General features: G+C 31.9%; 10 protein-coding genes and 1 other RNA gene. 4 read left to right on the top strand and 7 right to left on the bottom strand.

All coding sequences use genetic code 11. The features are described from left to right. Positions 1 to 88: 88 nt before the first annotated feature. Positions 89 to 1,201, bottom strand: coding sequence for a sigma factor-like helix-turn-helix DNA-binding protein (locus FHK87_RS17165; protein ID WP_140594993.1), 1,113 nt, complete (start codon positions 1,199 to 1,201; stop codon positions 89 to 91). Positions 1,202 to 1,298: 97 nt separating this feature from the next. Next, on the bottom strand, positions 1,299 to 4,733 hold the full coding sequence (locus FHK87_RS17160) for a methylmalonyl-CoA mutase family protein (protein WP_140594992.1): 3,435 nt from the start codon (positions 4,731 to 4,733) through the stop codon (positions 1,299 to 1,301). 408 nt (positions 4,734 to 5,141) lie between these two features. Here FHK87_RS17160 and purU point away from each other — a divergent pair, with 408 nt between their 5' ends. From purU to FHK87_RS26600, 3 genes are all read left to right on the top strand, one after another. Then, positions 5,142 to 5,996, top strand: a complete 855-nt coding sequence (gene purU / locus FHK87_RS17155) for a formyltetrahydrofolate deformylase (protein WP_140594991.1) — start codon at positions 5,142 to 5,144, stop codon at positions 5,994 to 5,996. A 55-nt stretch (positions 5,997 to 6,051) separates the two neighbouring features. After that, positions 6,052 to 6,765 carry a DUF4197 domain-containing protein gene (locus FHK87_RS17150; protein ID WP_140594990.1) on the top strand — a complete coding sequence of 238 codons (714 nt, stop codon included), beginning with the start codon at positions 6,052 to 6,054 and terminating at the stop codon, positions 6,763 to 6,765. A gap of 155 nt (positions 6,766 to 6,920) precedes the next feature. Continuing rightward, positions 6,921 to 7,130, top strand: coding sequence for a Lacal_2735 family protein (locus FHK87_RS26600; protein WP_140594989.1), 210 nt, complete (start codon positions 6,921 to 6,923; stop codon positions 7,128 to 7,130). Between the two features lie 19 nt (positions 7,131 to 7,149). Here FHK87_RS26600 and FHK87_RS17140 read toward each other — a convergent pair whose 3' ends face one another. The 4 genes from FHK87_RS17140 to FHK87_RS17125 form a co-directional block, all read right to left on the bottom strand. Next, positions 7,150 to 7,929: an alpha/beta fold hydrolase gene (locus FHK87_RS17140; RefSeq protein ID WP_140594988.1), complete on the bottom strand. Its 780-nt coding sequence runs from the start codon at positions 7,927 to 7,929 to the stop codon at positions 7,150 to 7,152. Positions 7,930 to 8,023: 94 nt separating this feature from the next. Further along, positions 8,024 to 8,818, bottom strand: a complete 795-nt coding sequence (locus FHK87_RS17135; protein WP_140594987.1) for an ABC transporter substrate-binding protein — start codon at positions 8,816 to 8,818, stop codon at positions 8,024 to 8,026. Positions 8,819 to 9,128: 310 nt separating this feature from the next. Next, positions 9,129 to 9,950 (bottom strand): orotidine-5'-phosphate decarboxylase, encoded by an 822-nt coding sequence (pyrF, locus tag FHK87_RS17130; protein ID WP_140594986.1) that lies wholly within the window; start codon positions 9,948 to 9,950, stop codon positions 9,129 to 9,131. A gap of 27 nt (positions 9,951 to 9,977) precedes the next feature. Further along, the gene (locus FHK87_RS17125; protein WP_140595157.1) at positions 9,978 to 11,183 is read right to left on the bottom strand and encodes an NAD(P)-dependent oxidoreductase; all 1,206 of its coding nucleotides are present in this window, start codon (positions 11,181 to 11,183) and stop codon (positions 9,978 to 9,980) included. A 146-nt stretch (positions 11,184 to 11,329) separates the two neighbouring features. Here FHK87_RS17125 and ssrA point away from each other — a divergent pair. Next, positions 11,330 to 11,729, top strand: a transfer-messenger RNA (tmRNA) gene (gene ssrA / locus FHK87_RS17120). Here the strand turns inward: ssrA and FHK87_RS26325 are convergent. Further along, positions 11,680 to 11,940, bottom strand: a complete 261-nt coding sequence (locus FHK87_RS26325; protein WP_226294299.1) for a hypothetical protein — start codon at positions 11,938 to 11,940, stop codon at positions 11,680 to 11,682. The genes ssrA and FHK87_RS26325 overlap by 50 nt on opposite strands. Between the last annotated feature and the right edge of the window lie 148 nt (positions 11,941 to 12,088).

Below are 12,088 nucleotides of genomic sequence, written 5' to 3'. Positions count from 1 at the left end.
TTCGCAAATTGCCAGAAAAAGGATAATCATAAAAGGTTAAGCATTATTCAAATTTTAAATCTTAAATGATTAACCATAGGGTTAAGTATTATTTTCTAAAGGGTGTAAATTGTAGAAAATCATTTGTTTTAGCAAAAGTTATGAGTTGCCCTTTGCCTCCTGCCCCACTAACATTGAGCATCTTTTTAATTTGATAAATATGTGTTTGAAATCCATCTACACTGATATTCATTTCTTCTGCAATTTCTGTATAAGACTTATCATCTCCATAATATGCCAAATATCCTAAAACTTCTTTTTGCCGATCTGAAAGTTCAATTTTGGTAGTTTGTCGTAATTCTTTTATACTTTTTTTTAGCGATTTAATAGTATCTAAATGACTTTCGTTTGCAAGTTCAAGCTTTTCAATTGTATTGCGAAGCTTACTATTTTGAACTTCTAGTTTTTGAGTAATACTTTGTTGTTGTTCTTTTTCTGAAAGAAATTTCCAACTATACAACAAAATAGAAAACAAAAGAATAAAGAGAAACTTGAAAGAGATCGCCGTAATACTACCTAGCATGCTCCAAAACTGTTGATCAATGTATTGCAATACCTTATCTTGTGGGATAATCCTATGAGAGACTGCAATAACAATTAGTATAAACAATGCAAAAGTTGGTAGATACATAAACTTCATTTGTCTACTTACAAATGCCTTATTTAATTCGAATAATAAGGAAATAGCAACTACTATTGAAATAGGAATATCTATTAACCATATAAAATTATTGCTGATCTCAGCGTTACCATAAGAAGTAGCTATAAAAACAAAAGTGATCATACTCAAAATACCACTATACAGTCCTACAAACTCTTTGATAGTAAAACGTTGAACCATTCTAACCAAAATACCCGGGTTTTGCTGATGCTCTATTGAGGGTAAGGATAAAATAATAAATAACGAATTTGCCAACGAAACCAATACCCCAAAATAAATCAAGGTTTTATTCGTAAAAGACCACTCAAGCCATGTGATCAGAATGAGATTTACCAGAGCTCCTAATCCCCAAACAAATATTGCCAATCCAAACCATTTGATGCCTTCAATTGCATTTTGATCTGCTCCTCTTCGTTTTTCTTTACTAAAAATACGTTGGATCACAATTGCAGAAATAAGACAAACAATTGCAGTAACTGTATATTCTATAGTTGTAAGCACAGGTATCCTTTTTGTTTAAAGATAAAGAAACTACTATAAATGAAAAACCCCACTTTAATGTGAGGTTTTATTTTGGTACTATATCTATAATAAAATTCTACATATTCCTACGATACTGCCCTCCTACTTCAAACAGCGCAGCAGTGATCTGACCTAAAGAGCAAACTTTTGTGGCTTCCATTAAGACTTCAAAAATATTCTGATTTTGAATAGCGGCTTCTTGTACTTTAGCCAAAGCTTCGGCTGCTTTATCTTTTTTAGCCTTATGCAGATCGTTCAATATAGTGATCTGATATTGTTTTTCTTCTTCTGTCGCTCTTATTACTTCTCCCGGAGTTACTGTTGGTGAACCTTTAGAACTTAAAAATGTGTTTACACCAATAATAGGAAACTCTCCAGTATGTTTTAACGTTTCATAATACAAACTTTCTTCTTGTATTTTGCTTCGTTGATACATCGTTTCCATAGCTCCGAGTACTCCTCCTCGTTCTGTTATTCTATCAAACTCATTAAGAACAGCTTCTTCTACCAAATCTGTTAATTCTTCAATGATGAAAGATCCTTGAATTGGATTTTCATTTTTAGCCAGACCTAGTTCTTTATTGATGATTAACTGAATTGCCATCGCTCTACGAACAGACTCTTCTGTAGGTGTGGTAATAGCTTCATCATAGGCATTAGTATGCAACGAATTACAGTTATCATAAATAGCGTATAACGCTTGTAATGTCGTACGAATATCATTAAAATCAATTTCCTGAGCGTGTAATGATCGCCCTGAAGTTTGAATATGATATTTTAGCATCTGTGCTCTTGGATTTGCCCCGTATTTATGCTTAAGTGCTTTTGACCAGATTTTACGAGCAACTCTACCTATCACTGCATACTCCGGGTCAATACCATTTGAGAAGAAGAACGATAAGTTCGGCCCAAATTTATTGATATCCATACCTCTACTTAAATAGTACTCTACATACGTAAATCCATTTGCTAGTGTAAGTGCTAATTGTGTAATCGGGTTTGCGCCCGCTTCTGCAATATGATATCCAGAAATAGATACAGAGTAGAAATTACGTACTTGCTTCTCTATAAAATATTCTTGTACATCTCCCATCAATCGCAATGCAAATTCTGTAGAGAAAATACATGTATTTTGTGCTTGATCTTCTTTCAAAATATCAGCTTGTACTGTTCCACGAACGGTGCTTAATGTTTCTGCTTTGATTTTGTTGTATACATCTATTGGCAACACCTGATCTCCTGTCACTCCCAAAAGCATTAGACCTAAACCGTCATTACCTTCTGGTAGTTCTCCCTGATACTGCGGTCGGTCTACACCTTTATTTTTATAAATTGCTTTGATTTTAGCTTCAACCTCTTGCTCTAGTTCATTTTCTTTGATGTACTTTTCACAATTTTGATCTATTGCAGCATTCATAAAGAATCCTAAAAGCATTGGTGCTGGACCATTGATTGTCATACTTACTGAAGTCATGGCATGAGTAAGATCAAAACCTGAGTACAACTTTTTGGCATCATCCAAACAACATATTGACACCCCTGCATTACCAATTTTACCATAAATATCCGGCCTATGATCAGGATCATTACCATATAAGGTCACAGAATCAAAAGCAGTTGATAATCGCTTGGCAGGCATTCCTAAACTCACATAGTGAAAACGTCGGTTGGTACGCTCTGGACCTCCTTCTCCTGCAAACATTCGAGTAGGGTCTTCACCTGTTCTCTTAAAAGGATATAAACCTGATGTATAAGGAAATTCTCCCGGAACATTTTCTTGTAAAGACCATTGTAAAACATCTCCCCAAGCTTGATACTTTGGTAATGCTACTTTTGGAATTTGAGTATGAGATAAAGATTTAGTATGAGTTTCTATCTTAATCTCTTTGTCTCTTACTTTAAAAGTATAAACAGGGTCTTTATATTTTTTAATTTTTGATTGCCAACCTATAATGATTTCCCAGTTATAAGGATCTAAGTTTAATTTTACACGATCAAACTCTGCTAATAATAATTTTACTAACGTTTTTGCTTCATCATTATCTATATTCTGCAAGGGCTCATCATCAATTCCATTTTTGGAAAGGCTAATATCTTTTACATCTGCTACACTACAAATAGTTTTGTATATCCCATATAATTTTTGTGCAACTTCAGTTTGTGTCTCTACAGTTTTATCATATGCCCTATTGTTTTCTGCTATTTCTGACAAATATCGTGTTCTACTAGGCGGAATTACAAATATCTTTTCAGACATTTCTTTAGAGATATGAAAATCTGATTCGAGAGCAGCTTGAGTTTTTTCTACTAATTTATCCATGATCGCTTTATACAGCGTATTCATACCAGGATCATTAAATTGAGAAGCAATAGTACCATATACAGGAAGATCATCCTGATGGGTATCCCAAAGATTATGGTTACGCATATATTGCTTTTTTACATCACGTAAAGCATCTAGAGATCCCCTTTTATCAAATTTATTTATCGCAACCAAATCTGCGAAATCAAGCATATCTATTTTTTCTAACTGTGTTGCAGCACCAAACTCCGGCGTCATTACATATAAAGAAGTATCACTATGTTCTAGAATTTCTGTATCCGATTGCCCAATACCAGAAGTTTCTAAAATAATCAAATCAAATTCTGCTGCTTTTAGTACTTCTATAGCTTCTGCTACATATTTTGACAATGCAAGATTAGATTGGCGTGTAGCCAAAGAACGCATATATACCCTAGAAGAATTAATAGCATTCATTCTTATTCTGTCTCCTAGTAATGCTCCTCCGGTTTTTCTTTTTGAAGGATCTACAGAGATAATTCCTAGTGTTTTTTCTGGAAAATCAATTAAAAAACGACGAACTAGCTCATCTACCAAAGAAGATTTTCCTGCTCCTCCTGTACCCGTAATTCCTAAAACAGGAGTTCTTGATGTTTTATTTTTTTGATGGATTTGTTCTAGCGCATTTTTTGCTATATCAGGAAAGTTTTCTGCAGCAGAAATTACTCTTGCTATGGCTCCAACTTCCTTTTCTGCTAAATGTCCTGCTTCTCCATTTAATGTATTTCCAATAGGATAATCAGATTTCTGTACCAAATCATTGATCATTCCTTGTAATCCTAATTCACGACCATCATCGGGAGAATAAATCCTAGTGATTCCATAATCCATGAGATCTTTGATCTCTTCGGGTAGGATTACTCCGCCGCCACCGCCAAATATTTTGATATGACCTGCTCCTTTTTCTTTAAGCAAATCGTACATATATTTAAAATATTCGTTATGCCCACCTTGATAAGAAGTCATTGCGATGGCATTAGCATCTTCTTGAATTGCACAATTAACCACTTCTTCTACGCTTCGATCATGTCCGAGATGAATAACTTCTACTCCTGTAGATTGAATAATACGACGCATGATATTGATTGCCGCATCATGACCATCAAATAATGATGCTGCTGTTACAATTCTAACTTTATTCTTTGGGGTATATGGTGCAATTTGTTCCATTTATAATAAATCGTGATTTTAATGATGCTAATTTACGAAATATGCAGCAAAAAGGATGATTTTTTTAGAATCATCTAACATCTAATTCTTTTCTAAAGATATGCAGCCTTAATGAATTGTTCTCAATACACAAGAAGTAGTTATCTAATCGAATCATCTATAAAGTATGTTCCTTTTATAATATTTATGATGTTTTCCTTCGAAAAAAGATCTAAATATAAGTTTGTAATGTTTGATTTTTTATAAAAAAGTCCAGTCTTTTTCATATAGTTTCAACAAAAAATGGAATAAAAGATTCATTATTTTAAGAATAAAATATTTCTTCTGTTTCTAATGAAAATACTTTAAAAGGGTACAAGTAATTTTTTGAAAATAATTCTATTTTTAAAACATAAAACAGCCATATTGATGAAAAAAACCACTTTATTAATCAACTGCCCAGATAAAAAAGGGATCATTGCAACCGTAACCAATTTTATTTTATCCAAAAAAGGAAATACTGTTTACATCGAGCAACATGTCGATAGAGAATTGAAAGAATTTTTTATGCGATTAGAATGCGAATTTGATCAAGATGAAGAAAAGTTAGCTCGCTTTAAAGAGGCTTTTAATAATAATGTTGCTGAAAATTATAATATGCATTGGGAAATGTATGACACTGAAAAAAAACCTAAAATGGCTATTTTTGTGTCTAAATATGACCATTGCCTTTATGATATTTTAAGCAGGCATGCTTCTGGAGAATTGAAAGTAAAGATTCCCTTAATTATAAGTAATCATAATGACTTAAAACCGGTTGCAGAAGCTTTTCATATTCCTTTTAAACATATTCCTGTTTCCAAAGAAACAAAGGTTGAAGCCGAGGCAACACAGATAGCTCTGCTAAAAGAACATAAAATAGATTTTGTAGTTTTAGCACGGTATATGCAAATTTTATCTTCAGAATTTGTTAATTATTTTCCGCATAAAATCATTAATATTCATCATTCTTTTTTACCGGCTTTTCCAGGTGCAAAGCCTTATCATTCTGCATACAAAAGAGGAGTAAAAATTATAGGTGCTACAAGTCATTATGTTACCTCTGACCTAGATGAAGGCCCTATCATTGAGCAAGAAATTGTACGCGTATCTCATATTCATAATGTTCAGGATTTTATTTTGAAGGGTAGAGACCTTGAAAAAATTGTGTTGTCAAGAGCAATCAAGCATCACATAGAAAGAAAAGTGTTGGTTTATAATAATAAAACAGTAATTTTCTCATAGGTATTGCTTACTTTAGTTTTATAATTTCATTTTTGAATCCCAAAACTCTATTTCAATGAAAAAATCTATCATCCTTTTATGTATTCTATTTTTAGGAAGTTGTGCAGAATTACAACAAGTTGTTAATAATTTACCACAAACAACAGGTGGTGGTTTTGGAGTAAGTAATATTGATATCGCAAATGGTTTAAGACAGGCTTTAGATAATGGTATTGACAAGCAGGTTACAAAACTCACACAAAAAGATGGTTTTTATAGGAATCAATTGGTCAAGATATTACTTCCTAAAGAATTACAAAAAGTTGATAAAACACTGAGAGATATCGGATTAAATAAGCTTGCTGATGAAGGATTAAAAGTACTTAATCGTGCTGCTGAAGATGCTGTAAAAGAGTCTACACCAATATTTGTAAATGCAGTAAAGCAAATTACTTTTAATGATGCACGCCAAATTCTTTTGGGTAATGATGATGCTGCAACTTCATACCTAAAAAGTAAGACTCGAGGTCAATTATATCAAAAGTTTAATCCTGTAATCAATAGATCTTTTTCTAAAGTTGGGGCAGATAAAATATGGTCTAATATTATTAATAAGTATAATGCTATTCCTTTGACTAATAATGTAAATCCTGATCTTACTGATTATGTTACAGAAGAAGCATTAAAAGGGGTATACACGATGATCGCAGTAGAAGAAAAAGATATAAGAACAAAACTTAGTTCAAGAACTTCTGACTTATTACGTAAAGTATTTGCTTTACAAGATTAAAACATAATCTTAATTAAGGTTTTATAATATTTTTAATTTTTAGGTACGCTTAAAATATCGATCAACATTTACCAGAATTTTAGGGTATGTTAACCCTTCATTAAGAGGTCTTAGTTTTATGAACCACTACCTTTGTATTATATTATTAATATTATATGATGCTTAATTGGTTTAAACATAAAACTGAACTTCAAAAATTACAGCATAGCTATTGTAAGCTTATCAAATGTTCCTATGAAATAGCGCTTAAGGACAGGGAAAAAAGCGAACAAATTCGTAAAGAAGCAGATAAGATTCTATTAAGAATTCGAGAATTAGAAGATAAAACAAAAATAGAAGACAAATCTTCTCTACATATAAATTAGTATAATATCCTCTTTGATCTTATGATTGTGCAATAAAAGCAATAGATTCTCTATTGAAGACCTCTGGTTGCTCAACATTAACAACATGACCAGAATTGTTTACTACATATAATTCAGAAAATTTGTGAGCATCAACAACTTGTCTAATCGATGGTAGAAATAGATAATCTTCTTCTCCCATAACATATAAAGTAGGTATTTTGATATCTTTTGCTCTGAAGAAACGAAGTAATGGATTAATTTCAGAAGTCAATCTAAACCATCTTACAAATTCTTTTTGATACAGTTTTTTGGCTTCATTAACAAAAAGAAGTCTAGAATGCCTATGATTTTTCTTAGGCATAATGATAAAAGCAAAAAATTTATACAGCAACATATATGGAATTACAGATTTGAATACTATCCCTAATTTCATTAATACCTGTGAGCGTAAATTTAACTTCATAATAGCACCGCCCATAACCATGCTGCGTACTTTTTCCGGATACCGTTCTGCAAGATTTCTAATCAGAATCGTACCAAGAGAAATCCCTACAAAATGAGAATTCTCTATTTTCTCTTTTTCAATCACTTCTACAATATCGTCTGTTATAGAATCAAAAGTATATTTAGAATTAAAAGCATCTTTAAGCACAGGTTTTGAATTACCATGACCTCTTAAGTCTAATAAAAGAATATTGAAATGTTTTCTGAATTCTCGAACTTGTCTAAACCAAATAGAAGAACTACCTCCTGCTCCATGAACAAAAGTTACCCATTCTGTACTTTCTGAATGTCGATATATAGAATAATTTAGCAATTGATTTTTTTAAAGCGTTAAAAATATAAACTTATTTTGTAAATCACACTACTATATTAGAAAATAATAATGTTCTCATTTTCATAAGACTTACCTATGTTATTGATAACTGTAAGGTTTTGAAGTAAGAAAATGCGTTTACAAGCCTTGAACCATACCAAGAAAAATACTCTCCATCCACCAAAATAACAGGGATATTAGGAATCATGTGTTTAATTTCTTCCACATGTTTTTCAGCGAATGGATAAGGTTCTGAAGACAAAAGAATAAGGTCAATATTTTTAAAAGATTTTAAGCCATCAATTGGTATCTCAGGATACCGCTCTTTGTTACCAAAAGCATTATCAAAACCATTTACACTTAACATATGATCAATAAAAGTACCAGAACCTGTAACCATCCAAGGATCTCTCCAAATAAAGTAAGCTACCCTTTTTTTGGGTATATCTTTTATAAAATTATCAAAACCTTCTTTTTGAGATATAATAGTATTCACAAGATCAGTAGCTGTTTTCTCAACATTAAAGATATTTCCGTATTGAGAAATCATTTCTAGGGCATCTTTTAATATACTAATATCTGTAACATGAACTTTATACTCTTTTTCTAAGTTTTCTACAATTTCTTTTGTGTTTTCTTCTTTATTACAAAGAATTATATCGGGGTTTAATGTTCTTATCTTTTCATATTTAACTTTCTTTGTTCCACCTACAATTGCTGTCTTCTCTTTTAAAGATTTAGGATGAATACAAAATTTGGTTACCCCTACAATACTATCTTCTAAACCTAGGTCTACAAGTAATTCAGTTTGCGATGGCACTAGTGATATTATACGCTTTGGAGTATCCAAAATTTCAATCTCTCTACCAATTTGATCAGTATATATCATCTATCTTTTATTTTTAACACTTTAGTCCAACAAAACAAAAAAAATCATAAATATTTAATAATTAAATACTTAACCTAGGTTTTAAACTAAAATTTCCCTACATTTAGTTATATTAACTTAAAATCTTAACGGGGCTATGAATTCAATACTACCAAATATTATCGTTTACGGCATTATGCCATTTTTCATTGTTTTTATTGCATATGGCTTGTATGGTTATGCTAAGCATGTGTTTAACGCAAATAGACGATAATTCTATTTTTAAATCAGAAAAACAAACAATATTTAATATTAAATATTGTTTGTTTTTTTATTTTTTGAAAAGTAAGATTTCTTCCATTTGTTTTTGAAGCTCCAGTGCTTTATTGGCTGCTGCCTGAGCATAATCCTCAGCATCTGAAGCATAAATTATTCCTCTAGAAGAATTAATCAATAAACCTACCTGATCATTGATCCCATATTTACACACTTCTTGCAAATTACCTCCTTGTGCTCCTACTCCCGGCACTAATAGAAAACTATCAGGAATAATACCTCTAATCTCTGATAGATACTCTGCTTTTGTTGCTCCAACTACATACATTAGATTTTGAGCATTATGATATGATTTTGAGATTTCTATCACATTTTTATACAACTCTTTACCTTCAATCTTTTTCGTTTGAAAATCAAATGCTCCTTGATTTGATGTAAGCGCCAACAGAATGGTATGTTTATCTTCAAAAGATAAAAACGGTTCTACCGAATCTTTACCCATATATGGTGCAACAGTTATCGAATCAAATTGTAAATCTTCAAAAAAAGCTTTGGCATACATAGTACTCGTATTACCAATATCTCCTCTTTTGGCATCTGCTATGGTAAAGACTTCGGGATAATTTGTATTGAGATAAGTAATTGTTTTTTCCAGAGATTTCCATCCTTTAATACCATATGCCTCATAAAAAGCAATGTTGGGTTTATAAGCAACTGCAAGATGTTGAGTAGCATCTATAATAGCCTTATTAAATTCAAAAATAGGATCATCTAATTTTAATAGATGTTTGGGAACTTTATTTAAATCTACATCCAGACCAATACACAAAAAGGACTTCTTTTTATAAATTTGTTCTACTAATTCTTTAGTATTCATAATAATTTTGAAAACGTTTTTTACCTTCTATTCTTTACCATCTACATAGTCTTGAAGATATGCATATCTTTCTGTTAACTTACCATTTTTGGTCATTCTCGCTCTTTCTAAAATCCCATCATGGTCATTATTAAAAAATGCCGGTATCACATGGGTTAAAAACATTTCTCCAAACCCTTCACTGGCATCTTTAGGAAGTTCACAAGGTAAATTATCTACTGCCATAACAGCAATTGTATCAGCATTTTTATAGTTTGATTCTTGTTCTGTTTCGGGGTGATAACCATATATAGGATCTGCTATAGTCGAAGACCTAATCGTACTTGCCACAGGCCCGTCGATATCACAAGAAATATCTGCTACTACTTTGATATTAAAATCCTTTGATTTTGCATCTTCTCGAGTAAAAATATAAGGTGCTCCATCGCCAAAAAAATGTCCTGCAATATATAGATCACTGACTTTTGCAAACCTCATAAAGTTACTTTCATATTCTTTTGAGTTAGAAAAAAAATCATATATGTCTTTTACCTGATCATCTTTGCGTTTATTATAATCAAGTACATCTAATTGTACATATACCGGTTCATCAAAAACTTGATGCAAATATTCTTTTACAGAGACTTCTTTAATCTGCATCGCATCTAGAATTTCTTTGGCACCTTTACCTACTTTACCGTTACCGGTAAGAACAATTTTTATATTAGGTAATTGTACTTTTGATAATTCTAGCTCTAATGATTTCTGACTGCTGAGTGTTTCTGCTTTTGGGAGCGTAAAAGTATCCGATTTGAGCCCCCAGGTTCTAAAGGCATTATATGAACCGACTATACCAGCGTAACGACCAAATCCAATTAATCTATATCCTTTATCATTTAAAATCACCTCGTGATCATACAATTCTATGTTTTTATCAAGAATAGCATTTAATAATGCTCGATTATAAGGTTGTTTTTTGATCGTATGCGAAAAGAAAAAGTATTTCTTTTCTGGGATTAAAGCCTCTATCGGCACCTCTTTTACACCAAGCAAAACATCGCATGCTGTCATATCATCTGTGATATTAAAGCCTGCATTAGAATATTCTTCGTCTTTAAAAACTCTTATGTTTGATTTTTCTACTGTAAATGAAGCTTTCGGAAATTGAGATATTGCTTTTTTTAAACCCTCTGGTGAAAAAACTACCCGACGATCTGGTGGAGTTTTTTGCTCTTTGATGATCCCAAAATTAATCATATAGTTTGGTATATCTTTTGATTATTTAAAATTGCTATCAAAGATATGACAATTATAATTATCTTTGCGCACCATTTTGAGTTTCAGTATAGTGTTTCTTGGTCAATTTGACATTAAATAAATGCTGCAATCAAAGTGTATTCGGGGTCGACTGGTTTTGACAGCGAGATTAATAGAGTGGTAAGCACGTCGAGCGCTGGGATATAGCTCGTAAATATCATATTTCAACTTTTTTAAACGGCGAGAATAACTACGCCCTAGCTGCATAATCTGAATCATAGTAGGATAATGCCTCGGCTCACTAGGTGAGCAAGCAGGAAGTCTCCCAATAGCCTTGGTTTGCGGCGATTGATTTTGAGACTTCGTAAAAGTAAACCTAGAAATTATAGGGTCTTGATATAGTTTTGAAACTTAAGTAAGAATAAGCGATAAGTTGGCGGTTTTTGGTCTTTCTTATTGTCGAAAATTAAACAAAAACTAAACGTGTAGAAAGCTATTGTATTACTTGTTTGGACGAGGGTTCGAATCCCTCCGACTCCACCAAAAGAGAATCTTCATTCAAGCAATGTTGATTCTCTTTTTTGTTTTCACGATAATCATTTGACAATAAACCAATTGAATCAAAAATCAAATTTACTCTTGGGGTTCGAAATTCGTTGTTTTTGAAATCATATAATATCCCATCTGGAAATACCATAAACTGAACTGCTCTTTTGGTTTCAATATCTCCTGAATCCCATAATGGAGTTGTCATCTTTATTTAGATAGATATTTAGGACAGTTTATGTTTTAATAAACATATCAGAAAAAGATTATATTCTTAGTTGGGGTACAAAACCCCAATCGAAGTCGAAATAGAATTTTATAAACTTAAAAATATGCATAGATCCTAGAAAAATTAT

Source organism: Aquimarina algicola (assembly GCF_006443095.1).
GTDB lineage: Bacteria > Bacteroidota > Bacteroidia > Flavobacteriales > Flavobacteriaceae > Aquimarina > Aquimarina algicola.
The sequence above is the reverse complement of the archived record's forward strand: the minus strand, read 5'-3'. Positions and strand labels throughout refer to the sequence as shown.

Excerpts from the sequence above, each read along its gene's own strand:
- FHK87_RS26600 (WP_140594989.1), top strand. The coding sequence starts at position 6,921 with ATGATGCTTAATTGGTTTAAACATAAAACTGAACTTCAAAAATTACAG.
- pyrF (WP_140594986.1), bottom strand. The coding sequence starts at position 9,950 with ATGAATACTAAAGAATTAGTAGAACAAATTTATAAAAAGAAGTCCTTT.
- FHK87_RS17150 (WP_140594990.1), top strand. The coding sequence starts at position 6,052 with ATGAAAAAATCTATCATCCTTTTATGTATTCTATTTTTAGGAAGTTGT.
- FHK87_RS17135 (WP_140594987.1), bottom strand. The coding sequence starts at position 8,818 with ATGATATATACTGATCAAATTGGTAGAGAGATTGAAATTTTGGATACT.
- purU (WP_140594991.1), top strand. The coding sequence starts at position 5,142 with ATGAAAAAAACCACTTTATTAATCAACTGCCCAGATAAAAAAGGGATC.
- FHK87_RS17160 (WP_140594992.1), bottom strand. The coding sequence starts at position 4,733 with ATGGAACAAATTGCACCATATACCCCAAAGAATAAAGTTAGAATTGTA.
- FHK87_RS26325 (WP_226294299.1), bottom strand. The coding sequence starts at position 11,940 with ATGACAACTCCATTATGGGATTCAGGAGATATTGAAACCAAAAGAGCA.